At 64.8% G+C, this 24,414-nt stretch carries 24 protein-coding genes; 8 read left to right on the forward strand and 16 right to left on the reverse strand.

All coding sequences use genetic code 11. The annotated features are described in order from the left end of the window. Positions 1-97: 97 nt before the first annotated feature. The 6 genes from ileS to gpmA all read right to left on the reverse strand — a co-directional run bounded on the left by ileS (position 98) and on the right by gpmA (position 7,122). On the reverse strand, positions 98-3,049 hold the full coding sequence (ileS, locus tag ET21_RS0104020) for an isoleucine--tRNA ligase (protein WP_030538687.1): 2,952 nt from the start codon (positions 3,047-3,049) through the stop codon (positions 98-100). Between the two features lie 160 nt (positions 3,050-3,209). Next, complete coding sequence (locus ET21_RS0104025; protein WP_030538688.1) at positions 3,210-4,151, reverse strand: bifunctional riboflavin kinase/FAD synthetase; 942 nt, start codon at positions 4,149-4,151, stop codon at positions 3,210-3,212. 44 nt (positions 4,152-4,195) lie between these two features. Then, a complete protein-coding gene (locus ET21_RS0104030) occupies positions 4,196-4,696 on the reverse strand; it encodes a dihydrofolate reductase (RefSeq protein ID WP_030538689.1) in 501 nt (166 codons plus the stop codon). Then, positions 4,693-5,763, reverse strand: coding sequence for a 5-(carboxyamino)imidazole ribonucleotide synthase (locus ET21_RS0104035; RefSeq protein WP_030538690.1), 1,071 nt, complete (start codon positions 5,761-5,763; stop codon positions 4,693-4,695). Before ET21_RS0104035 ends, ET21_RS0104030 begins: the two co-directional genes overlap by 4 nt. Position 5,764: 1 nt before the next feature. Then, positions 5,765-6,256, reverse strand: a complete 492-nt coding sequence (gene purE / locus ET21_RS0104040) for a 5-(carboxyamino)imidazole ribonucleotide mutase (RefSeq protein ID WP_030538691.1) — start codon at positions 6,254-6,256, stop codon at positions 5,765-5,767. A 179-nt stretch (positions 6,257-6,435) separates the two neighbouring features. Further along, positions 6,436-7,122: a 2,3-diphosphoglycerate-dependent phosphoglycerate mutase gene (gene gpmA / locus ET21_RS0104045; protein WP_021237881.1), complete on the reverse strand. Its 687-nt coding sequence runs from the start codon at positions 7,120-7,122 to the stop codon at positions 6,436-6,438. A 165-nt stretch (positions 7,123-7,287) separates the two neighbouring features. On the opposite strand from gpmA, the gene sppA reads away from it, so the two are divergent. Further along, positions 7,288-9,165 (forward strand): signal peptide peptidase SppA, encoded by a 1,878-nt coding sequence (gene sppA, locus ET21_RS0104050; protein WP_030538692.1) that lies wholly within the window; start codon positions 7,288-7,290, stop codon positions 9,163-9,165. Positions 9,166-9,616: 451 nt separating this feature from the next. Here sppA and ET21_RS0104055 read toward each other — a convergent pair whose 3' ends face one another. From ET21_RS0104055 to ET21_RS0104070, 4 genes are read right to left on the reverse strand one after another with little or no spacing between them, the layout of a single operon-like run. Further along, on the reverse strand, positions 9,617-10,234 hold the full coding sequence (locus ET21_RS0104055; protein ID WP_030538693.1) for a trimeric intracellular cation channel family protein: 618 nt from the start codon (positions 10,232-10,234) through the stop codon (positions 9,617-9,619). 32 nt (positions 10,235-10,266) lie between these two features. After that, on the reverse strand, positions 10,267-10,812 hold the full coding sequence (locus tag ET21_RS0104060; protein WP_021237878.1) for a glutathione peroxidase: 546 nt from the start codon (positions 10,810-10,812) through the stop codon (positions 10,267-10,269). 46 nt (positions 10,813-10,858) lie between these two features. After that, complete coding sequence (locus ET21_RS0104065; protein ID WP_021237877.1) at positions 10,859-11,611, reverse strand: VIT family protein; 753 nt, start codon at positions 11,609-11,611, stop codon at positions 10,859-10,861. A gap of 15 nt (positions 11,612-11,626) precedes the next feature. Continuing rightward, positions 11,627-13,504 carry an ABC-F family ATP-binding cassette domain-containing protein gene (locus ET21_RS0104070; RefSeq protein WP_030538695.1) on the reverse strand — a complete coding sequence of 626 codons (1,878 nt, stop codon included), beginning with the start codon at positions 13,502-13,504 and terminating at the stop codon, positions 11,627-11,629. Positions 13,505-13,648: 144 nt separating this feature from the next. Between ET21_RS0104070 and ET21_RS0104075 the strand changes: the two genes are divergently transcribed. From ET21_RS0104075 to ET21_RS0104095, 5 genes are all read left to right on the forward strand, one after another. Continuing rightward, positions 13,649-14,380 carry an SIMPL domain-containing protein gene (locus tag ET21_RS0104075; RefSeq protein WP_030538696.1) on the forward strand — a complete coding sequence of 244 codons (732 nt, stop codon included), beginning with the start codon at positions 13,649-13,651 and terminating at the stop codon, positions 14,378-14,380. Between the two features lie 76 nt (positions 14,381-14,456). Beyond that, positions 14,457-14,762, forward strand: coding sequence for a hypothetical protein (locus ET21_RS0104080; RefSeq protein ID WP_030538697.1), 306 nt, complete (start codon positions 14,457-14,459; stop codon positions 14,760-14,762). A 36-nt stretch (positions 14,763-14,798) separates the two neighbouring features. Further along, positions 14,799-15,464: a response regulator transcription factor gene (locus tag ET21_RS0104085; protein ID WP_021237873.1), complete on the forward strand. Its 666-nt coding sequence runs from the start codon at positions 14,799-14,801 to the stop codon at positions 15,462-15,464. Positions 15,465-15,653: 189 nt separating this feature from the next. Further along, positions 15,654-16,958, forward strand: coding sequence for a HAMP domain-containing sensor histidine kinase (locus ET21_RS0104090; protein WP_021237872.1), 1,305 nt, complete (start codon positions 15,654-15,656; stop codon positions 16,956-16,958). Beyond that, complete coding sequence (locus ET21_RS0104095; RefSeq protein WP_021237871.1) at positions 16,958-17,326, forward strand: YbaN family protein; 369 nt, start codon at positions 16,958-16,960, stop codon at positions 17,324-17,326. The genes ET21_RS0104090 and ET21_RS0104095 overlap by 1 nt, the downstream gene beginning before the upstream one ends. Positions 17,327-17,372: 46 nt before the next feature. Here the strand turns inward: ET21_RS0104095 and ET21_RS0104100 are convergent, their stop codons facing one another. Beyond that, positions 17,373-18,596 carry a polyhydroxyalkanoate depolymerase gene (locus ET21_RS0104100; protein WP_037470219.1) on the reverse strand — a complete coding sequence of 408 codons (1,224 nt, stop codon included), beginning with the start codon at positions 18,594-18,596 and terminating at the stop codon, positions 17,373-17,375. A 118-nt stretch (positions 18,597-18,714) separates the two neighbouring features. Between ET21_RS0104100 and ET21_RS0104105 the strand changes: the two genes are divergently transcribed. Further along, entirely contained in the window at positions 18,715-19,371 is a 657-nt protein-coding gene (locus tag ET21_RS0104105; protein WP_030538699.1) for a glutathione S-transferase, read from the forward strand. A gap of 9 nt (positions 19,372-19,380) precedes the next feature. Here the strand turns inward: ET21_RS0104105 and ET21_RS0104110 are convergent, their stop codons facing one another. The 3 genes from ET21_RS0104110 to acnA all read right to left on the reverse strand — a co-directional run bounded on the left by ET21_RS0104110 (position 19,381) and on the right by acnA (position 23,271). Continuing rightward, positions 19,381-20,082 carry a glutamine amidotransferase gene (locus ET21_RS0104110; RefSeq protein ID WP_030538700.1) on the reverse strand — a complete coding sequence of 234 codons (702 nt, stop codon included), beginning with the start codon at positions 20,080-20,082 and terminating at the stop codon, positions 19,381-19,383. A 71-nt stretch (positions 20,083-20,153) separates the two neighbouring features. Continuing rightward, positions 20,154-20,411, reverse strand: coding sequence for a hypothetical protein (locus ET21_RS0104115; RefSeq protein ID WP_030538701.1), 258 nt, complete (start codon positions 20,409-20,411; stop codon positions 20,154-20,156). Between the two features lie 187 nt (positions 20,412-20,598). After that, positions 20,599-23,271: an aconitate hydratase AcnA gene (acnA, locus tag ET21_RS0104120; RefSeq protein WP_030538702.1), complete on the reverse strand. Its 2,673-nt coding sequence runs from the start codon at positions 23,269-23,271 to the stop codon at positions 20,599-20,601. Between the two features lie 400 nt (positions 23,272-23,671). Between acnA and ET21_RS0104125 the strand changes: the two genes are divergently transcribed. Continuing rightward, positions 23,672-23,938, forward strand: coding sequence for a hypothetical protein (locus ET21_RS0104125; RefSeq protein WP_030538703.1), 267 nt, complete (start codon positions 23,672-23,674; stop codon positions 23,936-23,938). Positions 23,939-23,963: 25 nt separating this feature from the next. Here ET21_RS0104125 and ET21_RS0104130 read toward each other — a convergent pair whose 3' ends face one another. Beyond that, on the reverse strand, positions 23,964-24,167 hold the full coding sequence (locus ET21_RS0104130) for a DUF5818 domain-containing protein (RefSeq protein ID WP_030538704.1): 204 nt from the start codon (positions 24,165-24,167) through the stop codon (positions 23,964-23,966). 4 nt (positions 24,168-24,171) lie between these two features. Beyond that, complete coding sequence (locus ET21_RS0104135; protein WP_021237862.1) at positions 24,172-24,357, reverse strand: DUF1328 domain-containing protein; 186 nt, start codon at positions 24,355-24,357, stop codon at positions 24,172-24,174. Between the last annotated feature and the right edge of the window lie 57 nt (positions 24,358-24,414).

Here is a 24,414-nt window from a genome sequence, read left to right on the forward strand (position 1 = left end):
CAGGCGCCTGTAGGACAGGAAAGTTTTTCGTCTGCGGCGTTCGCCAGCCTGAGCCTTTGGACCGGGCTCCTGCCTTCGCAGGAGCACAGTATCCAATCTAGCTGCCCAGCACCTCGTCGCAGCGGTTGCAGAGGGTGCCGTCTTCCTCGACTTCGGGCAGCAGGCGCCAGCAGCGGCCGCATTTGTGCCAGTCGCTGGGCTTGACGATGATGCCGTCCCCCTGCCCCATTTCGACGCGGGCGACGATCGCGATCTCGGCGAAATCGACGTCGCCGACCGGGACGAGCTGGCCCATGGTCACGTCCGCTTCGAGGCTGGAGCGGACGATCTTTTCACGGCGGAGGGGTTCGATCGCTTCATTGACCTGATCGCGCTGGTTGCGGATTTCGGCCCATTTGTCGTCCAGTCCATCATCCAGCCAGGCGGCATCGATTTCCGGCCATTCCAGAAAATGCACGCTTTCCTGAGGGTCTGGATAACGGCTTTGCCATACTTCCTCGGCAGTGAAGGGGATGATCGGCGCGGCGTAGCGGACGAGCGCGTGGAAAAGCCTGTCCAGCACGGTGCGATAGGCGCGGCGCTTGGGATCAGACTTCGCATCGCAATAGAGGCAATCCTTGCGGATATCGAAGAAGAAGGCCGACAGGTCGCTATTGGCGAAATCGAACAGCGCGCGGGTATAGCGGCTGAACTCAAGCCAATTTTCGCTGCCCGCCTTTTTATCGACCACGGCCTTGAGGTCCGCATCCAGCCTGGCGAGCCGGTGGAGCATGTAGCGCTCCAGTTCCGGCATCTCCTCAACCGGCAGCTTCTCTTCATCAGAAAAGTCGGAAAGAGCGCCAAGCAAGTAGCGGAAAGTGTTGCGAAGTTTGCGGTAAGCGTCGGAGGAACCGGCAAGCACTTCCTTGCCGATGCGGACGTCATCGAAATAGTCGGTGCTGGCGACCCAGACGCGCAGGATGTCGGACCCGCTTTCAGCGATCACCTTGAGCGGATCGACCACATTGCCAAGGCTTTTCGACATTTTGCGGCCCTGCCCGTCGAGCGCGAAACCGTGGGTGAGCACCGCGTCATAGGGCGCGCGGCCGCGCGTGCCGCTGGATTCGAGCAGAGAGGACTGGAACCAGCCGCGATGCTGGTCGGACCCTTCGAGATAGAGGTCGGCGCGCACGCCCTCACCATAGCGGCCTTCGACCACGAAACTGTGGGTGGAGCCGCTGTCGAACCAGACGTCGAGAATGTCGTTCACGACTTCATAGTCGGCGAGGTCGTAATCGGGGCCGAGCAGCGCCTGATGGTCAGCGCCGAACCATGCGTCAGCGCCGCCCTGCTGGAAGGCTTCGACGATGCGTTGATTGACTGCCTTATCAACGAGATATTCGCCGCTCTTGCGATGGACATAGAGGGCGATGGGGACGCCCCAGGCGCGCTGGCGGGAGATCACCCAGTCGGGGCGGCCTTCCACCATCGAGCGGATGCGGTTGATCGAGCGTTCGGGGACCCAGCGGGTATTCTCGATCGCGTCGAGGGCGGTGCCGCGCAGGGTCGCGCCATTGCCCTGACGCGCGAGGATGGCTTCTTCCTCGGCGCAGCGGGGCATGATGCCGTCGCTGATCGGGCGATCCATGGGGATGAACCATTGGGGCGTGCAGCGGAAGATGATCTTCGCCTTTGAGCGCCAGCTATGGGGATAGCTGTGCCTGAAATCGTCGGATGCGGCGAGCAGGCCGCCTGCCAGCGCCAAGTCGGTGCAGATCGGGCCGTCCTTGCTGACGAACTTCGGGTTGATGACGCTGCCCTGACCGCCAAGCCAGGCCCAGTCCTCGCGGTACTTGCCATCATTTTCGACGGCGAAGACCGGGTTGATGCCGTTCGCCTTACAGAGCGTGAAGTCGTCCTCGCCATGGTCGGGGGCCATGTGGACGAGGCCGGTGCCTGCGTCGGTGGTGACGAAATCGCCCGCGAGGAACGGGCGCGGCTTGGCGAAGAAGCCGCCGAGGGCGTGCATCGGGTGGCGGGCGACGGCTCCGGCAAGTTGGGAGCCTTTGACCTGACCAAGCACCTTCAAATGGGCATTGAGCGAAACTTCAGGCTGTGTGCTCTTATCGCGCAAATCGTTGTTCATTCGGGCGCGAAGCTTAGCGACGAGTTCGTTCGCCACTAGCAGGCGCTTGAAGTTCAGAGTTTGCATCAGCGGGTTACGCTGCTGCTCGAGCGAGAGATTACCATCGCCAGCATCAGATACGCCGAGGCTCACTTCAACAATCGAATACTCAACTTCCGGCCCATAAGCCAAAGCCTGATTGACCGGGATCGTCCAGGGCGTCGTCGTCCAGATCACCGCATAAGCGCCGGCCAGTTCCGGCGCGTTCGGGGCTTCGACAATCTCGAACGCCACGTCGATCTGGGTCGAGACGATATCCTCATATTCGACTTCCGCCTCGGCCAGCGCGGTCTTTTCGACCGGGGACCACATGACGGGCTTGGCGCCGCGATAGAGCTGGCCGCTTTCCGCGAATTTCAGAAGTTCAGAGACGATGGTAGCTTCGGCGTCGAACTTCATGGTGAGATAGGGATCGTCCCAGTCGCCCATGACGCCAAGGCGCTTGAACTGCTCCTTCTGCACGCCCACCCATTTGTCCGCATAGGCGCGGCACTGGGCGCGGAATTCCTTCGCCGGAACCTCGTCCTTATTCTGCTTCTTCTTGCGATATTCCTCCTCGATCTTCCATTCGATCGGGAGGCCGTGGCAGTCCCAGCCGGGGACATAGGGCGCGTCCTTGCCCAGCAGCGACTGGCTGCGGACGATGATGTCCTTCAAGACCTTGTTCATCGCGTGGCCCATATGGATGTCGCCATTGGCGTAGGGCGGGCCATCGTGGAGGATGAAGCGTTCGCGGCCCTTCCGCCGCTCGCGCAGCTTGCCGTACAGGTCCATTTCCTCCCAGCGCGCCAGAATGGCCGGTTCCTTCTGCGCCAGACCGGCCTTCATCGGAAAGCCGGTGACGGGGAGGAATACGGTGCTTTTATAGTCTGGCTGGTCGGTCATCTTCGGTCCGGCGCTGAAAGGACCGTTCGTGCTGAGTAGGGACTGAGCTTGGCGAAGACCCGTATCGAAGCATCCGCGCCACGCCTGATCCTTCGATACGCCATTTCGGCAAGCTCAATGGCAACTCAGGACGAACGGAGTGATATATGGAGTGTGCGCCCTACGCGACGTGCGGCGTTCCCGCAAGGATTTGCCGTGCGGCGTCGCAGTCCTTCGCGATCTGGGCGGTGAGCGCGTCAAGCCCGTCATATTTCGCTTCGGGGCGGAGGAAGTGGATCAGCTGCACCTCTATGCACTGATCGTAGAGGCTTTCGCTGAAATCGAAGAAATGCGGCTCCAGCAATTCCTTGGGCGGATCGAAGCTGGGGCGGATGCCGAGATTGGCGGCGCCGTCCAGCACGCGGCCGTCCGGCAGCAGCCCGCGCACCGCATAGATGCCGTAGGCGGGGCGCAGATAATGGCCAAGGTCGATATTGGCCGTGGGAAAGCCGATGGTGCGGCCCAGCTTGTCGCCATGCTGAACCGTGCCCTGAATGGCGAAGGGGCGTGTGAGGAGCCGGGTCGCGGTGGCGCAATCGCCTGAGCGCAGCGCCGCGCGGATGCGGCTGGACGACACCACCTCGCCCGCTTCGTTGGTGACGGCGGGGACGGCTTCGGCGCTGATGCCGATTGCCGCGCCGGATCGCGCCAGAAGGTCCACGGTGCCGCTGCGCCCTCTGCCGAAGGTAAAGTCCTCTCCGGTAACGACGCCCGCCACGCCCATATCCTCTGCCAGCAGGCGAATGAATTCGCCCGGTTCGAGCGAAGCCAATTGATGGGTGAAGCCGAACACCAGCATGGCGTCCGCCCCGGCGCGGGCGAACAGCGCCGCCCGCTGATCAAGGCTGGTGAGGCGGAAAAAGGGCGCGTCGGGATGGAACAGGCGCATGGGATGCGGGTCGAAGGTGGCGACGATGACCGGCCGCCCCTCCGCCCGCGCACGAGCGGCCGCGCGGCCCACGACCGCCTGATGGCCGAGGTGAAACCCATCAAAATTGCCCAGCGCCATGATGCTCCCGCGCAGATGGGCGGGGATCGGGGCGCCGCTCTCCAGCCGCTCCATCGTGCCAGCCTATAGGCAGCAGCCCAGCCGCTGGCAATGCGGCATCACGGGGCGGTCCGGCGGTGGAAGGTGACGAAGCTGTGGGCGGGCGCATCCCCCTGCGCCGGGTGATCGGCGCGGGCGGTTTCCTGCCATGCCGTGGGATCGGGATAGGGGATCGCGGCGTCGCCCTGCGCATCGATATGCACTTCGGTCAGTTCGATCCGGGTCGCGAGCGGCAGGAACAGCTGGTAGATTTCCGCGCCGCCGATGACCATTACCGGCGATGCGGCGGCGATGCGGATGGCGCTGGCGGCGTCATGGGCGATTTCAGCGCCCTCCCCCCTCCCCTGCGCATCGCGGGTCAGCACGATATGGCGGCGGCCGGGCAGCAGGCCGGGCAGGCTGTCGAACGTCTTGCGCCCCATGACCATGGGATGGCCGAGCGTCAGCGCCTTGAAATGCCTGAGGTCTGCGGGCAGGCGCCAGGGCAGGCCGCCATCCTTGCCGATCACGCCATTGTCGGCGCGGGCGAGGACGAGGACGATGTCCGGCCCGGCGCTCATAGCGTCAGGCGGGTCACATGGCCCATCTTGCGGCCCGCGCGGGCTTCATGCTTGCCATAGAGGTGCAGGTGGCTGGCGGGATCGGACAGGATCGCCTGCCACTCATTCGCCTGGGCGCCGATGAGGTTGCGCATTTCGACGCGCCGGGCGGCGAGGCCGGTTTCGCCCAGGGGCAGGCCGCAGATTGCGCGGACGTGATTTTCGAACTGGCTGGTGACCGCGCCCTCGATGGTCCAGTGGCCGCTATTGTGGACGCGCGGGGCCATTTCGTTGAAGACGGGACCGTCGGCGCTGGCGAAGAATTCCAGGGTGAGGACGCCGATATAGTCGAGCGCGTCGGCGACCTGGGCAGCGAGCGCGCGGGCGGCCTCGACCTGCGCTTCGATCCGGGGACCGGCGGGCACGGTGGAGGTGGCGAGGATGCCGTCGACATGGACGTTGGCCGCGGAGTCCCAGAAGCGTATTTCGCCATTCGCTCCGCGCGCGAGGACGACGGAAAATTCCTCGTCAAAGGTCACGAAGCCTTCGAGGATGGCGCTCTGGCGGCCGATCGCGTTCCATGCGCCCACCGCATCGCCGGGATCGTTGAGGCGGGCCTGGCCCTTGCCGTCATAGCCCATGCGGTTGGTCTTGAGGATGGCGCGGCTGCCGATGAGGGCGATGGCCTGCTCCAGGTCGTCGAGGCTCTCTACCGGGGCGAAAGGCGCGGTGAGGCCGCCCAGATCCTGGACGAAGCGCTTTTCGGCGAGGCGGTCCTGCGCGATGCGCAGGGCGTGCGCGCCGGGGCGGACGAGGCCATGGCTGGAAAGGACGTCGACGGCGGCGGGATCGATATTCTCGAACTCGTAGGTGACGACATCGACGCTGTCGGCGAAGGCGGCGAGCGCGGCCGCGTCCTCATAGGCGCCGCGGGTCCAGCGGGGCGACACGTCGGCGGCGGGGCCGCTTTCCTCCGGCGCGTAGATATGGGTGCGATAGCCAAGCTGCGCGGCGGCGATGGCGATCATCCGGCCAAGCTGGCCGCCGCCGAGGATGCCGATGGTGGAGCCGGGCGGGACGATCGTCATCTTATTCGGGAGTCTCCGCGACATCGCTCGTCTGCTTTTCGCGCCAGGCGTCGAGGCGCTGGGCGAGAGCTTCGTCGGTGGTGGCGAGGATGGCGGCGGCGAGCAGCGCGGCGTTGATCGCGCCGGGCTTGCCGATCGCCAGCGTGCCTACGGGAATGCCGCCGGGCATCTGGACGATGGAGAGGAGCGAATCCATGCCCTTGAGCGCCTTGGATTCGACCGGCACCCCCAGCACCGGCAGGCGGGTCATGGACGCGGCCATGCCGGGCAGATGGGCAGCGCCCCCCGCCCCGGCGATGATCACCTTGAGCCCCCGCCCCGCCGCGCCGGTCGCGTAATCATAGAGGCGCTCGGGCGTGCGGTGCGCGGACACGACCTTGCATTCATGGGCGACGCCGAGCGCTTCCAGGGTTTCGGACGCGTGGCGCATCGTGTCCCAATCGGACCGCGAACCCATGATGATGCCGACGGCGGCGGCGCTTTCTCCGGTCATGCGCGCTTGTTTCCCCTGATGGCGCGGAAAGCAAAGCCCCTTAGCGCCGCGGGTGCCGGGGGGCAATGCGGGATGTGGTTAAATCATGCCCTGCGTTCGTTTCGAGCCTGCCGGAAAACGGGATGTGAGGCTCCTTGTTTCCCCGCCACGCCCGAAACGAACGGAGGTTGCAGGCGCGATTAGCGTTCCGACAAGTAATAGCGGTCCTTTGCCGTCAGGTCGTCGGCCAGGTCGTAGACGATCGGCTGGCCGGTCGGGATTTCCAGTTCGGTGATCTCGTCATCGGGAATGTTCGACAGATGCTTGACCAGCGCGCGCAGCGAGTTGCCGTGGGCGGAGATGAGGACGCGCTTGCCCGCCTTCAATTCCGGCGCGATGCGGCTTTCCCAATAGGGCAGCACGCGCGCGATCGTGTCCTTGAGGGATTCGGTCGCCGGGATGGCGATGCCCGCATAGCGGCGGTCCTTCGACAGGTCGAACTCGCTGCCAGCCTCCAGCGGCGGGGGCGGCACGTCGAAGCTGCGGCGCCAGATCTTGACCTGCGCGTCGCCATGCCTGGCCGCCGTTTCCGCCTTGTTGAGGCCGGTCAGCCCGCCATAATGACGTTCGTTGAGCCGCCAGTCCTTTTCCACCGGCAGCCACAGGCGGCCCATTTCCTCCAGCGCCAGGTTCAGCGTCTTGATCGCGCGGGTCTGGAGCGAGGTGAAGCACTGGTCGAAGTCCAGCCCCTTTTCCGCCATCAACCGCCCGGCGGCGCGCGCTTCCTCCGCCCCCTTTTCCGTCACATCCACGTCCCACCAGCCGGTGAAGCGGTTTTCCAGGTTCCAGGCCGACTGGCCATGACGGATGAGGACGAGAGTGGGCATGGGGCGCGTCTCCTGCACTAGAGCGACAATTTACGCCCTCCCATAGCGGGTGAAATCATGGGCGCAAGCTTGCGAAGGCCACCCCTGCCCCCACATTGCAGTCGGCCCGCCGATACGATAGCGCGGATGGCCTGTGGGCGGATCGAGGAACAGGGAGACGGCGAGTTGGCATTCGTAAAGGCCGCGTGGCGCATATTGGTCGCGATCAAGGACGGGTTGGTCCTGCTGTTCCTGCTCCTGTTCTTCGGCCTGCTCTATGCCGCCCTGTCATGGTCGCCCAAGCCCGCGCGCGCGGTCAGCAGCGGCGCGTTGCTGTTGAAGCTGGACGGAACGATCGTGGAGCAGCCCGCTGAGGTCGATCCGTTCGCCCTGCTGTCCGGATCAGGATCGCAGATGCGGGAATATCGCCTGTCCGACATCATCACCGCGCTTGATGCGGCGAAGGACGATGCCAAGGTGAAGGCCGTGGTGCTGAACCTGGACGGCTTCATGGGCGGCGGTCAGGTGGCGCTGGCGCGGGTGGGCAAGGCGCTGGACGCGGTGCGCGCGGCGAAGAAGCCGGTGTTCGCCTATGCCACCATCTATAGCGACGACAGCTACCAACTGGCGGCCCATGCCAGCGAAAGCTGGGTCGATCCGCTGGGCGGCGTCGCAATCATGGGCCGGGGCGGATCGGGCCTTTATTATAAGGGGTTGATCGACAAGCTGGGCGTCAACACGCATGTCTACCGCGTCGGCACCTACAAGAGCTTTGTCGAGCCGTTCATCCGTTCCGACCAGTCGCCCGAAGCGCGCCAGGCGAACCAGGCGCTGGCCGATGCGCTGTGGCAGCAGTGGCAGGAGGATATTTCGAAAGCGCGGCCCCGTGCCAAGCTGGCCGCCTATGCCAGCAATCCGGTGGATGCGGCGACGGCGGCGGGCGGGAATCTGGCCAAGGCAGCGCAGGCGGCGGGCCTGATCGACCGGCTCGGCGATGAAGCGGCGTTCGGCGAGCGGGTGGCGCAGGTGGCGGGCGAACCGTCAGACGAACGCGCGGGCGACTTCGCGGCCATCGACCTCAGAAGCTATGCGAAGGCGCATCAGCCCGCCAATAATGGCCAGATCGGCCTGTTAACCGTCGCCGGGGACATTGTGGACGGCGAACGCGGTCCGGGAAGCGCGGCGGGCGATACGATTTCGGCCCTGCTCTACAAGGCGCTGGCCGAAAAGGATCTGAAGGCCCTAGTTGTGCGCGTCGATTCGCCGGGCGGATCGGTGATGGCCTCCGAAAAAATCCGCAGCGCCATCATGGAAGCCAGGCAGCAGGGCCTGCCCGTCGTCGTTTCCATGGGCAATGTGGCGGCGAGCGGCGGCTATTGGATATCGACGCCCGCCAACATGATCTTTGCCGAGCCGGACACGATCACCGGATCGATCGGCGTGTTCGGCATCCTGCCCAGCTTTGAAGGCACGCTGGCGAAGATGGGCATCACCACGGACGGCGTGCGCACGACGCCGCTGTCGGGGCAACCCGATCTGGCGGGCGGAACGACGCCGGAATTCGACCGCATCATGCAGATGGGGGTCGAGGATATCTACCGCCGCTTCGTCGGGCTGGTGGCCAAGGCGCGGAACAAGTCGCCGCAGCAGATCGACGCGATCGCGCAAGGCCGGGTATGGGATGGCGGCACGGCGCGCCAGATTGGGCTGGTCGACCGCTTCGGCGGGCTGGACGAGGCGATTGCCGAGGCGGCGAGACTGGCGAAGATCGATCCCAAGGCGGCGCGCACCTACCGCATCGAAAAGGAGCCGGACAAGTTCGTCGAGTTCCTGCAATCCATGACCGAGCGGGACGAGGATGCCGACGCTCCGCGCGACATGCTGAGCCGTCAGGCGATGATCCAGCGCCGCTGGGCGATGCAGGCCATCGCCGATGTGCGCGCGCTGGTCAGCGGGGCTGGCGTGCGGGCCGACTGTCTGGAATGCCGGAGCTTTGGCGCGCCGCGTGGCATGGCGGATGAGCGGGGATTGATGGGGCTGCTGACGGCCTTGTGGCGGGGATGAGGGTTGGGGAGACGCTTTCCGGCGTGTCCGTTCGCGTTTGTCTGTGGGTTCGGCCATCTTGGAGAGAAGGGGTGGGCTTCGCCACGCTCAGCCCGGACGGTTCCTGTTCAGGTTCAGCTTTTTTGAGTTAGCCCAGCCCTGTTCCTGCGGGGCACTCGGTAGGCTTTAAACCCTGACCAATAGGCTCGCCCCCCAAGCGTTCGGGCTGAGCTTGTCGAAGCCCTTGTCTGAGCGGAGACGAAGACGCCTCACTGCGTTCGGCGGACCCTTCGACAGGCTCAGGGCGAACGGGGTGGGGTTGGACCGTTGGTGCCGAGTAGGTGCTGAACTGCGAAGCGCCGTGTCGAAGCGGCTACCAACTGCTGATCCTTCGATACGCCATTTCGGCAAGCTCAATGGCTACTCAGGATGAACGGATGCTGGTGATCTGTGACGCGCTTTGGGGCGAGTCTTATCCCTTGTACCCCGGCAATCCCAGGCCCCGCCGGATCGCGATCGCCCGCAGCAGGAAGCCGGTGAAGGCGGCGACCAGCCCCGCCACCGGCACATCCAGCCCGCACCAGCGCAGCAGCACGAACAGGCCGGACGCAACCGCCGCCGCCGTCACATAGAGTTCGGGCCGCAGCAGGATGGACGGCTCATGCGCCAGAAGGTCGCGGATGATGCCGCCGACGCAGCCCGTGACGACGCCCATCATCGCGGCGACGAGGGGCGGGATGCCGTAGTTCAGCGCCTTGGCCGCGCCGAACACGGCGAAGGCGGCGAGGCCCACGGCATCGAGCCAGTCCAGCGCACGGCCGCTCCACAAGCGGCGGGGCGTGAACCAGACCAGCAGCGCAGCGGCCATGCAGGTGACGGCGGGTATCGCATCATGCACCCAGAAGACGGGCGCTCCGATCAGCAGGTCGCGTACGGTCCCGCCGCCTACCCCGGTGATCAGCGCGAAGAAGGCGAAGGTCACCAACGTCAGCCGCAGGCGCGCCGCCGCCAGCGCGCCCGACGCCGCGAACACGAAGATACCGACGATGCCCAGCGCTTCGAGCACCGGTCCGATCTGGGGCGGCATCATGGGCGGCGGCGCGGACGGCGTGCGGCGATCGGTTACTTGGCCAGTTCAGCCTCGATCGCCGAAACCAGCGCCGGATCGTCCGGCGTGGTGCCGGGCGCGAAGCGGGCCGCGACGGTGCCATCCTTCGCGATCAGGAATTTTTCGAAATTCCACAGAACTTCCGGTTCTTCCGTCGGGGTCATTCCATAGCCTTTCAGCTTTTCGCGGAAGGCGTCGCTTTCCCCCTGCGCCTTGGGCTGCTGGCTGGTGAGGGCGGCATAGAGCGGGTGCTTTTCCGGGCCGGTCACCGTGATCTTTTCGAACATCGGGAAATCGACGCCGAAATTGGTGGTGCAGAAGGATTCGATTTCCTCATTGCTGCCCGGCTCCTGCCCCGCAAAATCATTGGCGGGGAAACCGGCGACGACCAGCCCCTTGTCCTTGTAGTTGCTGTAGAGCTTTTCCAGCCCTTCATATTGCGGAGTCAGGCCGCATTTGGAGGCGACGTTCACCGCCAGCACGACCTTGCCCGCATAGTCGTTGAGGCTGGCGTCGGCGCCCTTGATCGTTTTCAGGGGAATTTGCTGAATCTCGGTCATGATCGTCTCCTTGAGGGATTCTCTTGAATGGCGGCGGAGAGTGCCATCATATCGCCGCGCCGAAAAGCCTGCCCGCCGCCGCCGTCACGCCCATGGCGAGCGCGCCCCAGAACAGGACGCGGGCGACGGAGCGCAGCCGCCGCCCTCCCCCCAGCCGCGCCCCGGCATAACCGAGCACGGCAAGGCAGAGGAGCGAGGTCGCGATGACGGCCCCCACGGCAAGCCCCTGCGGGCTGACGGCGGACGCGATGACGGGCGCGATCGCGCCCGCGGCAAAGGTGGCGGCGGAGGTGAGCGCGGCCTGCACCGGGCGGGCGGTGCTGACCTCCGAAATGCCAAGCTCGTCCCGCGCATGCGCGCCGAGCGCATCGGTTTCCATCAACTGGCGCGCGACCTGCCCCGCCAGATCGGGGGTCAGGCCGCGTTCGACATAGATGTCGCGCAGTTCGCGCCATTCCTCATCGGGCTGATGAAGCAGCGCCTTCTTTTCCTTGGCAAGGTCGGCGCGTTCCGTGTCCGCCTGCGCGCTGACGGACACATATTCGCCCGCCGCCATGGACATCGCCCCCGCGAGCAGGGCGGCGATGCCGGTGAGCAATATGGTTTCCCGGCTTGCCCCTGATGCGGCAACGCCGGTCAGCAGGCTGGCGGTCGAGACGATGCCGTCATTCGCGCCCAGGATCGCGGCGCGCAGCCAGCCGACGCGGTTGACATAATGGACCGCATGATGCGGCTGTCCGGCCTCTGCTTCCGCCTGCGGCTGCGGCAGAATGGCTGTTGCTGCGTGGCTTTCGACCATGGACGTTCCCCTTTTTCAGCCGCTCATCCCCTCGGCCTTTTCGGCGAGTTCGAGCCAGCGTTCCTCCGCCTTGTCCTTCTCGCCGCGCGCCTGCTCGATCGCCTGGGTCAGGCTGGCGAAGCGCTTGGGGTCGCGGGCGTAGAGATTGGGGTCGGCCAGAGCCTGCTCGTCACGGGCGATCGCGGCCTCCAGCTCCTCGATCCGGGCGGGCAGCAGGTCCAGGTCGCGCTGGTCCTTGTAGCTGAGCTTGGCGGAAGCGGGCCTGGGCGGCGGGGGCGCGGCGGCGGCTTTCTTTTCCACCCTGGGGGCGTTGCGCGGCTGGCGCTTGGCGGTCCAGTCGGCATAGCCGCCGACGATCACGTCGACATGGCCCGACCCGTCCAGCCCCAGGGTGACGGTGACGGTGCGGTCCAGAAAGTCGCGGTCGTGGCTGACGATCAGCACGGTGCCGTCATAGTCGGCAATGACTTCCTGGAGCAGGTCGAGCGTTTCGAGGTCAAGGTCGTTGGTCGGCTCGTCCAGCACCAGCAGGTTGGATTCGCGCGCGAATTCGCGGGCAAAGAGCAGGCGCGAGCGTTCGCCGCCCGACAGGGTGCCGACCCGCGCCTCGGCAAGCGAGGGGTCGAACAGGAATTCCTTCAGATAGCCGTGGACATGCTTGCGCGATCCCCGCACGTCGATCCAGTCGCCGCCCTCCGCCAGCACGTCGCGGACGCGCTTGCCGGGCTGCATCAGGCTGCGCTGCTGGTCAATGAAGATCATATCGAGCGATTTGGCCTGACGGACGGCGCCGCTGTCGGGCTCCATCTGGCCGGTGAGGAGCTTGAGCAGCGTGGTCTTGCCAGCGCCATTGCCGCCGACGATGCCAATGCGGTCGCCGCGCTGGATGCGGAGAGAAAAGTCCTTGATGACCGTGCGGCCCGGCCCCTGCCCTCCGTCCGCTTCGGGCGAAGCCGGGAAGCCTCGCGCGTCCCGTGTCTCGACTTCGCTCGACACGAGCGGGTTTTTTGGCGGCGGCGGAAAGGATTTGGTGACATGCTCGGCGGTGATGACGCTTTTCGTCTTGCTGTCGTCGGCGGCGACGGCGATCTTGGCGACGCCCTGCGGCCCCACCATCGCGGCGCGCTGGGCGCGCATCTCGTGGAGCTTGGCCAGGCGGCCCTGGTTGCGCTTGCGTCGGGCGGTGACGCCGCGTTGCAGCCAGTGCGCCTCGATCTTGAGCTTGGCGTCCAGCTTTTCGGCGGCGCGCGCCTCCTCCGCATAGACGGCTTCCATCCATTCCTCGAAACCGCCGAAGCCGATTTCATTGCGGCGGATCGATCCGCGGTCCAGCCACAGCGTCTGCCGCGTCAGGCGGGTCAGGAAGGCGCGGTCGTGGCTGATGACGATGAACGCGCCGGAATAGCGGGCGAGCCAGCCTTCCAGCCAGTCGATCGCGTCGATGTCGAGATGGTTGGTCGGCTCGTCCAGCAACAGCAGATCAGGCTCGCTGGCGAGCGCGCGGGCGATGGCGGCGCGGCGGCGCTCGCCGCCCGAGGCCGTAGCGGCTTCGCGGTTGAGGTCGGTGCCAAGCTGGCTGGCGATCGCCTCCACCTCATGCGCGGGGGGCGCATAGTCGCCCGCCAGCGCGAAGTCGCGCAGGGTCGCAAAGCCGCTGACGTCCGGGTCCTGCTCCAGCATGATGACGCGCGCGCCGGGGCGGACGGAGCGCGTGCCCTCATCCGCTTCGATCTGGCCGGCGATCAGCTTTAGCAGCGTCGTCTTGCCAGCGCCGTTCCGGCCGATCAGCGCCAGCCGGTCGCGGTCGCCCACGAAGATGTCGAGATGCCGGAAAAGCCAGTGCGTGCCCTGGCTGACGCCAAGATTTTCGAAGGAGAGAATGGGAGCCGCCATGGCCGTGCAGCTAGGCGCTTGCGCGCGCCGGGGCAAGGGCCGCCAAGGAACCATAAGCTGTCTGGCGGCTTTCAGCGCATGTCAGCGTCCATTCATCGCACCCGTTACAATAGGGTCGCACCATCCTTTCAAGGAGATATGCTCATGAAGTCCGCCCTTGCCCTGATGACCCTTGCCGCATCGTCGCTGGCCCCGGCCGCGCTGGCGCAGACGAGCGTCACGGTCGCGGAAAAGGCGCCGATCGTAACGCTGAACGTCACCGAGACGGTGGAGGCGGTGCCCGATGAGGCAGTGGTAGGCACCGGCGTCCAGACCCGCGCGCCGACAGCCGTGCAGGCGATGCGCGACAATGCGGCGCAGATGGACAAGCTGATCGCGACGCTCGCCAAGGCGGGCATCGCCAAGAAGGACATCCAGACCAGCGGCATCAACCTCAACCCGCAATATGATTACAGCAACCGGGCCGGGCAGCCCACGACCCCGCGCTTCATCGGCTATGAGGCGTCCAACCAGTTGAGCGTCAAGCTGCACGACGTGAAGAAGGTGGGCAGCCTGCTGGACGCCATGGTGGCGGCCGGGGCCACCAATGTGAGCGGCCCTTCTTTCTCCATCAGCGACCCTACGCCCATGCTGGCGCAGGCGCGCGGCGCGGCGCTCCAGTCGGCGAAGGCGCAGGCGGAATATTATGCGCAGGCAGCGGGCTATCGCTCCGCCCGGCTGGTGTCGATCAGCGAGAGCAACAGCGGCGGCCGCCCGCCCATGCCGATGATGGCGCGGAGCTTCAAGGAAGACGCCGCCGCCGTGGCGACGCAGGCCGAACCCGGCCAGGTCGGATCGTCGGTGACGCTGACCGTGCAATATGCGCTGGAGCGCTAAGCCAGCGTCGCAGCGGTGTTGAGCGGCATATTCACCACCTGTTCAATGGCTCCCCGCTATGGCATGCCTCATGAAGATGACGCGACACAGGCTGATTGCGGGCCTTGGGGCCATTGCAGCGATGCTGGCGCTGAACCCGGCCGTCCAGGCCGGTCAGCGCGAGGAGCAGGACGCCGCGCGGCGCGCGATGCTGGACGGGCAGACCATGCCCTTTTCCCTCATCAAGCGCCGCGTCGACGCCGCGATGGGCGGCGCGACCTATCTGGGCGCGGAATTCAATCCTTCGTCGAACCGCTACCGCCTGAAATATGTGAAGGACGGCAAGGTGGTTTGGGTTGATGCGGACGGGCGCACAGGCGATATAACCGGCTGGGCGCGATAACGCGCCGCAGCCAAGAACAGGAAGAAACGGGGCCATATGCGTCTGCTGATCGTCGAAGATGAACCCAATCTGGGGCAACAGCTTCGCAATACCCTTGAAGGGGCCGGTTATGCGGTCGACCTGGCGAACGATGGCGAGGACGGGCATTTTCTGGGCTCCACCGAAAATTATGACGCCGTGGTGCTGGACCTGGGCCTGCCGACGATGGATGGCCTGACGGTGCTGGACCGATGGCGCAAGGATGGCCGCGGCTTTCCGGTGCTGGTGCTGACGGCGCGCGATAGCTGGTCGGATAAGGTGGCAGGGCTGGATGCGGGCGCGGACGACTATCTGGCCAAGCCGTTCCAGAGCGAGGAACTGATCGCCCGGCTGCGCGCGCTGATCCGCCGTGCGTCGGGCAATGCGTCGAGCGAGCTGACCGCCGGTGACGTGCGGCTGGACACGCGCAGCGGCAAGGTGACGCTGAAAGGCGAGCCGGTGAAGCTGACCGCGCAGGAATATAAGCTGCTGTCCTACCTGCTGCACCACAAGGGCAAGGTGGTGAGCCGCACCGAATTGATCGAGCATATCTACGATCAGGATTTCGACCGTGATTCCAACACGATCGAAGTGTTCGTGACGCGCATCCGCAAGAAGCTGGGCGCGGATGTCATCACCACGATCCGGGGCCTTGGCTACAGCCTGGACGAGCCGGGGCGGTAAGTTGCTTTCTCCGTTCGTGCTGAGTAGGGGCTGAGCGAAGCCGAAGACCCGTATCGAAGCATTCCGCACGAACCCTTCGATACGCCACTTCGGCTTCGCTCAGTGGCTACTCAGGGCGAACGGCCGTTGGTCAATTCTAGCATAGCAGATCAGCCCCCCGTCCGTTCGACCGGATCGCTGAGCCGCCGCATGATCGGCATAGCGGCGCTGTGGATCAGCCTGCTGCTGCTGGGCGGCGGGCTGGCGCTGGACCGGGTGCTGTCGGACGCCGTCACCCGCAATTTCGACGATGGCCTGAACTATGTGCTGACGGCGATGATCGCTTCGGCGGAAATCGGGCCGGACGGCGAAGTGCTGTTCAACCGCCCGCTGGCGGACCAGCGGTTCCTGGAGCCCAATAGCGGCCTTTACTACCAGATCAGCGCGAAGGGACATGAGGATTGGCGGTCCCGATCGCTGTGGGACCGGGCGTTGAAGGCCCCGGTGGAGCATCATGACCGCAATTTCCACGTCTATGACAGCAAGCAGTTTCCGGGCGAGGACCTGCGCATCATGGAGCGGACGATCATCCTGCCGGGATCGGACACGCGCTGGATGTTCATGGTCGCGGCCGCGCGCGCGGGGCTGGACGACCAGATCAGGACATTGCGGTCCACCCTGTTCGAAAGCTTCGCCCTGCTGGCGCTGGGCCTGATCGTCCTCACCACGCTCCAGACGCTCTACGGCCTGCGCCCGCTGCGCCGGGTGCGGCACGAGATCGTTCGAATGCGCGCGGGGGAGAAGAACCGCGTCACCGAACCCATGCCCAGCGAGGTCCTGCCCATGGTGGAGGAACTCAACGCCCTGCTCGCCCATAACGAAACGCAGGCGGAAGAGGCGCGCACCCATGCGGGCAACCTGGCCCACGCATTGAAGACGCCGCTGACCGTGATCATGAACGCGGCGACGGCGCAGGCGCCCGACCTTGGCGAAACCGTGATCCGGGAAGCGACGACGATGCGCCGTCAGGTGGACCACCACCTAGCCCGTGCGCGCGCCGTGGGCAGGCGCGGCGCGGCGCAAAGCCGGGCGGAGGTGTGGCCGAGCCTGCAAGCCGTGGAGCGCGCGGTGCAGCGGCTTTATCCTGACGTGCGCATCGACATGGATGGGGACAAGGCCGCAGAGGTGCGGGTCGAGCGGCAGGATCTGGACGAAATGCTGGGCAATCTGCTGGAAAATGCCGCCAAATATGGGGGCGGCAGCGTGTTCGCCACCGTGTTACGCAACGGGCCGATGATAGAGATTCTGGTCGAGGATGACGGCGCGGGGATCCCAGAGGCGGACCGGACGCGCATCTTCGACCGGGGCGTGCGGCTCGATTCGGGCAAGCCGGGAACTGGCCTCGGCCTCGCCATCGTCCGCGACGTCGCCGAAATCTATGGCGGATCGGTGGCGATGGAGGAAAGCGAGGATCTGGGCGGGCTGCTGGTGCGGCTGCGGCTGCCAGCGGGCTGATGCGCCGGACGCTCTACCTTGCCGCAGGATTTGCGGCGCTGGGGCTGGGCGCGGTGGGCGTGGTGCTGCCGCTGCTTCCCACCGTGCCGTTCATGATATTGGCCGCCTTCTGCTTCGCACGGTCAAGCCCTGCGCTGGAGGCGCGGCTGCTCAACCACCGGCATTTCGGCGTCCATATCCGGCGCTGGCGCGAACGTGGCGCGATCAGCAGGCGGGGCAAGCATGCGGCGCTTACGGCCTTTGCCATCAGTGCGGCGATCGGCCTGATCTTCTCGCCCTTCCCATGGTCGCTGATCCCGCTGGCGGCGGCGCTGATCGGCGGAAGCTGGATATGGACGCGGCCGGAGGCGGATGGGGAGGAGCGTTAGGCGTTCCTCCCCCAAGCCGGATCGCGCTCCCCCAATGGCGTACGGCTCAGTTCATCGCCAGGATCATGTTGCGCACCTGCGGGAAGACTTCCTTTTCCCACTTGCGGCCTGAAAAGACGCCATAATGGCCCGCGCCGATCTGAAGATGATGGCGTTTCAGATGGGGCCGCAGCCCGGTGCACAGCGCATGGGCGGCGGCGGTCTGGCCCACGGCGCAGACATCGTCCTTTTCGCCCTCGACCGTCAGCAGCGCCGTGGTGCGAATCGCGCCGGGGTTGACCGGGCGGTCCCTGTGCTTGAGTTCCCCCTTCGCCAGCAAGGCGCGCTGGAACACGCGGTCGACGGTTTCCAGGTAGAATTCGGCCGTCATGTCCAGCACGGCGAAATATTCCTGGTAGAAGGTCTTGATCTTCTCGGCCTCCGCCTCCTTGCCATCGGCCAGGAGTTGATAAAGCTCCCGATGCTGCGCGCCGTGCCGTTCCAGGTTCATCGACATGAAGGCGGACAGTTGCAGGAAACCGGGATAGACCCGCCGCCCCGCCCCGGCATAGCGCATCGGCACGGTGGTGATCAGGTGACGGTCGAACCATTCCATCGGCTTTTCATTGGAAAGTTCATTGACCACCGTCGGCGCGGCGCGTGGATCGATGGGGCCGCCCATCAGCGTCATCGACCGCGGAGTCGCCGCGTCGCCATCCTCCGCCATCAGCGCGACGGCGGCGAAGGCCGGAACGCAGGGCTGGCACACAGAGAAAAGATGCGCGCCCGGCCCCATTTCCTGCAAGAAGGTGATCACATAGTCGATATAGTCGTCAAAGCCGAAAGGACCGGCGGACAGCGGCACGTCGCGCGCATTCTTCCAGTCGGTGATGTAGACATCATGGTCGGGCAGCATGGTCCTGACCGTCGCCCGCAGCAGCGTCGCGAAATGGCCGGACATGGGCGCGACCAGCAGGACGCGGGGCTGTTCCGTATCCACATCATCCTTGGCGAAGTGCAGCAGATTGCCGAAGGGCAGGTCCAGCAGCACCTCTTCCCGCACCGCAACAACCGCATTGCCGCTGCGCACCTGATCTATGCCATAGGCGGGACGTTTGTGGGTGAGGCGCGCGCCCTGGAATATATCCATTAGCGCGAACATGCGGCGCGGCATCGGCCAGTCGCCCGCCGGACCCATGCCATCCCGCATGGACAAGGCGAGTCGCGCGCCGAACCGCGCGGGTGCGAGCATATCTTCCAATGCCTGATAGCCTGTGTACAACATCATCATATAACGATTGCGACCCCCCGCAATGTTCCCCATCATTGAACCGTTGTACAATGCTTATATTATTTTTCTATATTGCAGTGCATCATCTTCACGGAAAATCGCATGTGGGAGGATTGCCATGCCGGTCGCTGAACTGACGATTTCCAGCAAGACCTACTCATCCTGGTCGTTGCGCGGGTGGCTTTTGTGCCGCCTGGCCGGGTTGGAGGTCCGGGAAAAGATGGTGGAGCAGGACAACCCGGAAAATCGGGCGGAACTGCTGCTGCTGACGCCGTCCGTGCTGGTGCCGCGCCTGACCCATGAACGGGCGAGCGTGTGGGACACGCTGGCGATCGCGGAATATCTGCATGAGCTTTATCCCGATGCGGGCATGTATCCCAAGGACCGGATCGCGCGGGCGTATTGCCGTTCGGTATCGGGGGAGATTCATTCGGGCTTTGCGAATCTGCGGTCCGCGCTGCCCATGAACCTTAAAGTGCGGCATGAGCGGTTCCCGATCTTTTCCGGCGCGAAGCCCGACATAGAGCGAGTCGAGACGATCTGGACCGAATGCCTGGAAACCTATGGCGGACCGTGGCTGTTCGGGGAAAAGCCGACGGTCGCCGACGCCATGTTCGCGCCGGTGGCGCAGCGTTTCCTGACCTATGCCGTGCCGCTTTCGGCCAGTTCGGCGGCCTATTGCGAGACGATCAACAGCTGGGACCTGATGCGCGAATGGATCGACGACGCGCGCAGGGAAGCGGACGAGGTGGCGGAACTGGACGTCGAATTCTGACGCGGCGGATCAGGGGCGCAACTGATCCAGCCATTCGGCGATCATCGTCCGGCCTGCCGACACCGCGCCCGGCCCATGTTCGTCATGATCACGGCGCAGGGCGATGCGGCATTGCTTCGCCACGTCCAGGTCAGACCAGAAATGGGTCAGCCAGTCCTCGAATCGCGGGTCCTCGCCCATTTCGGCGTGGAATTGCAGCGCCAGCAGATTGCGCCCGCGGCGGAAGGCCTGATGATCATAGGAGTCGGTCGACGCCAGCAGATCGACGCCGCGCGGCAGGTCGAACGTGTCGCTGTGCCAGTGGAGCACGGGGACGCCATCCAGATGGCGCAGCGGCGAATCGGCGCCCGCCGGGTTCAGAGTCACAGGCGCGAAGCCCAGTTCCATCCGGCCGCCGGGGAAGACGCGCGCGCCCAGCGCCGCGGCGATCATCTGGCTGCCCAGGCACACGCCCAGCGTCGGCAGGTCCTGCTCCAGCCGGGCGGCGAGCTTGCTGATCTGCAAGGGAATCCAGGGATGGGCATCATGTTCATAGACGCCCATCGGCCCGCCCATCATGATCAGCAGGTCGGGCGTGCAGAGGTCTACGTCATCGAAATCGGGGCTGGCCACATCGATCCGCTCGATCTCATAGCCCGCGGCCTCGATCGGCTGGAGAAACCCCGCCGCTCCCTCGCGCGGCACATGACGGACGATCAGTGCTTTCTTCATTGCTGGATGGACGGATAATCCATCCCTGCCGCGCCCGCCAGCCAGCCTTTCTTGCGAAGGCGATACTCCTCCTATCGGCCCCGGGCGGCCTTGCCGCGCCGGATGCGCCAGAGGGCCGCGAAGCCGATGCAGCTCCAGATGATGTTGAGCACCATCGACGGGATGGCCCCATGCCACCAGGTGTTGAGCACGAAGAGAGCGGCGCCCAGCGCGTTCATCCACTGGAAGGCAGCGGAATTACCCAGCAACCGGCCGGTCGAGACGAGGACATAAGCGCCAAGGACGAGAAGCGCGCCCAGCCAGCCAAGGACTTCGATGAAGATCGTCATGCCGGCGCCCGCTCCTTTCCGATCCGTCATCCTGAACCTGTTGCAGGAGGCGTTTAACCGGATCGGCGAAGTCTGAGGCACAATGGATGCTGAAACAAGTTCATCATGACGAAGGGGGCGGGAACGTTACGCGAAAGGGCTCCCCCCTTGCGGAGGGAGCCCTTTCTTTCAGCGATAACCCGGCCGGTCAGGCGGCGAGCTTGCGCAGCACGTACTGGAGGATGCCGCCGTTCATGAAATAGTCCAGTTCATTGACGGTATCGATGCGGCACAGCGCGGTGAAGGTGAAGGTCGAGCCATCGGCGCGCTTCACGATCACGTCCACGTCCTGGCGCGGCTTCAACCCGGCGACATTCTGGATGGTGAAGCTTTCATCGCCGGTGAAGCCCAGCGTGTCCTTGCTTTCGCCATTCTTGAACTGGAGCGGCAGCACGCCCATGCCGACCAGGTTCGAACGGTGGATACGCTCGAAGCTTTCGACGATGACGGCGCGGACGCCGAGCAGGCTGGTGCCCTTGGCCGCCCAGTCGCGCGAGGAGCCGGTGCCATATTCCTTGCCGCCGATGACGACCAGCGGCGTGCCGTCCGCCTTGTGCTTCATCGCCGCGTCGTAGATCGGCATCACTTCGCCTTCATAGCGGGTCATGCCGCCTTCGACGCCGTCCAGCATCAGATTTTTGATGCGGATGTTGGCGAAGGTGCCGCGCATCATCACTTCATGATGGCCGCGGCGCGCGCCGTAGCTGTTGTAATCGGCCTGCGCGACCTGATGTTCGGACAGCCACTTGCCCGCAGGGGAGGTCGCCTTGATCGAACCGGCGGGCGAAATGTGATCGGTGGTGATCGAGTCGCCGAAGATCGCCAGCGGCTTGGCCTCGACAATGTCGGTGACCGGCGCGGGCGTCATGGTCAGCCCTTCGAAATAGGGCGGGTTGGCGACATAGGTGGAACCGGCGCGCCAGCTATAGGTGTCCGAACCGGCGACATCGATCGCCTGCCAGCGCGCATCGCCGGTGAAGACGGTGGCGTAGCGGCTTTCGAACATATCGCGGGTCAGCGCGCCGTCCATGACGGAACGGACTTCGTCGTTCGAAGGCCAGATGTCCTTGAGGTACACGTCCTGCCCGTCGCTGCCCTGCCCGATCGGGGTGGTGACGAAATCTTCCGTCACGGTGCCCTTCAACGCATAGGCGACGACCAGCGGCGGCGAGGCGAGGAAGTTGGCGCGCACGTCAGGCGACACGCGGCCTTCGAAGTTGCGGTTGCCCGACAGGACCGAGGCAGCGACGATGTCGTTGCTGTTGATCGCCTTCGAAATCGGCTCCGCCAGCGGACCGGAATTGCCGATGCAGGTGGTGCAGCCATAGCCGACAAGGTTGAAGCCGACCTGATCGAGATAGGACTGGAGGCCCGCCTTGTTCAGATAGTCGGTCACGACCTGCGACCCCGGAGCGAGCGAGGTCTTGACCCAGGGCTTGGGCTTCAGGCCCTTTTCAACCGCTTTCTTGGCGACGAGGCCAGCGGCGACCAGAACGCCGGGGTTGGACGTGTTGGTGCAGCTGGTGATCGCGGCGATGACAACGTCGCCGTCGCCAATGTCATGATCCTTGCCCTCCACGGCGCAGCGGGCGGGCGCGCCCTTCTTGTAGACCTTTTCCAGATCGGCGTTGAACACGTCATCGACTTCGCTGAGGACGACCTTGTCCTGCGGGCGCTTGGGACCGGCGAGCGAGGGTTCGACAGTGCCCATGTCGAGTTCCAGCACATCGGTGAAGACCGGCTCGGCCGACGGATCGAGCCAGAAGCCCTGCTCCTTCGCATAGGCTTCGACCAGCGCGATATTCTCTTCGCTGCGGCCGGTGAGGCGCATATAGTCCAGCGTCTTGTCATCAATGCCGAAGAAGCCGCAGGTCGCGCCATATTCCGGCGCCATGTTGGCGAGCGTCGCGCGGTCGGCCAGCGACAGCGAGGCAAGGCCGGGGCCGAAATATTCAACGAAGCGGCCGACCACGCCCTTGGCGCGCAGCATCTGGGTGCAGGTGAGCACCAGGTCGGTGGCGGTGATGCCTTCCTTGAGCGCGCCGGTCAGCTTGAAACCGACGACTTCCGGGATGAGCATGGAGACGGGCTGGCCCAGCATCGCGGCCTCGGCCTCGATACCGCCGACGCCCCAGCCAAGCACGCCCAGGCCGTTGATCATGGTGGTGTGGCTGTCGGTGCCGACGCAGGTGTCGGGATAGGCGACGGTCGCGCCGCTGTCATCCTGAGACGACCAGACGGCCTGTGCGATATTTTCAAGGTTCACCTGATGGCAGATGCCGGTGCCGGGGGGCACGACCTTGAAATTGTTGAGCGACTTGGAGCCCCATTTCAGGAAGTCGTAGCGTTCCATGTTCCGCTGATATTCCAGCTCGACATTGTCCTCGAACGCGGTCGGGGTGCCGAATTCGTCAACCATGACCGAGTGGTCGATGACCAGGTGGACCGGCACCTGCGGATTGATCTTGGCAGCGTCAGCGCCCAGCGCGTTCATCGCGTCGCGCATGGCGGCAAGGTCGACCACGCAGGGAACGCCGGTGAAATCCTGCATCAGCACGCGCGCGGGGCGATACTGGATTTCCCGTTCCGACTTGCCCTTGTCCTTCTGCCAATCGACGATCGCCTGGATGTCGGTGGTGGTGACGGTCACGCCATCTTCGAAGCGGAGCAGGTTTTCCAGCAGCACCTTCATGGAGAAGGGCAGGCGCGAAACGTCGCCCAGCTTCGCCGCCGCCTTCTTCAGGGAGTAATAGGCAATGTCCTTGCCGCCGACCTTCATCGTGTCGCGCGTGCCGAGAGTGTCCTGTCCAATGGCGGTCATGAGTCGTGCGTCTCCTCGCAGTGCCCGGCCAAGGGGCTAGGAGGATAACGACATTCCACCAGTAACCCGCTGGCGAGCATCGAGATACAGGCCGGCAAGGTGGCGGGATGCGCCCCAACCGATGGCCGAAGCGGGTAATGTCCCTTGATGGGCGCCGCCATAGCGCCTGCACCCGCCAAGTCAATGGAGGCGCGAAATGGGACAGCCGGAGAATCTTTCTTATCGACGCACCATTCGCGCAGGGGATACATTGATGACCAGCCGCGTTCTGATTCATTGGAGCGGCTTCGTAGAACCAAAGGATGGTCGCGCGCTCTGGCTTTTAGTCGTTGCATCACGGCGGCATGAACAAAACACCGTCATCGATGCCCGAAGATAATTGTCTGAGGAGGAAGAGACGATGCGCCCAATTTCCAACTTTGCCGCCGGCAAGTCTTTCGACCCGGCAACAAGGGGTTACATTATCCATTACCATCCGGGGGAAGCGAACCATTGCCCCAGTTGCGGCCGCAGCCAGTGGATGGTCGGCCGGTTGATGGCGGAATGCGCCTATTGCGAAACCGCGCTGCCGCTGGAAAATAATCGTGGCGTCGGCGCCTGCGCCCGCTTCGTCCAGACGAATAGCGGCGTTTCACCCTTTGATCAGGCAGGGCCGATCACCGCCTGAAAAGCCGTAGCTGCCGCCCGGAAGTTCAGGCGGCGGCGACGCCTTCCACCTCGACAATGCCGTTCCCGGCATAATATCCCTGCACGCGCACCCGTTTTTCGACATGATCGACGGGCACGCGCAACAGCACCAGGCGGAACGTGCCGCCAACATCACGCTGGAGCAGAAAACCGGACCCGTCCCGGACGAGCCTGCCCGTCTCATCTACTCCAGCGCCGATGTCTGTCATAAAATTAGTCTATAGCGTTCTTGATACCCTTGCCAGCCAGCAGGCCGAGCACGAGGAACAGAACGAACAGCGCAATCGCGATGAAGAAGAGAATCTTCGCGATGCCAACGAACGTGCCAGCCGCGCCGCCAAAACCCAATATGGCGAGCACGGCCGCGATCACGAGCGAGATAATAGCCAGGCGGATCATCGGACCATCCTTTGTTGCAAGATAACAGGGATGGAACGAGCGATGGGCGCGGCAGTT

Source organism: Sphingobium sp. DC-2 (genome assembly GCF_000722555.1).
GTDB lineage: Bacteria > Pseudomonadota > Alphaproteobacteria > Sphingomonadales > Sphingomonadaceae > Sphingobium > Sphingobium quisquiliarum.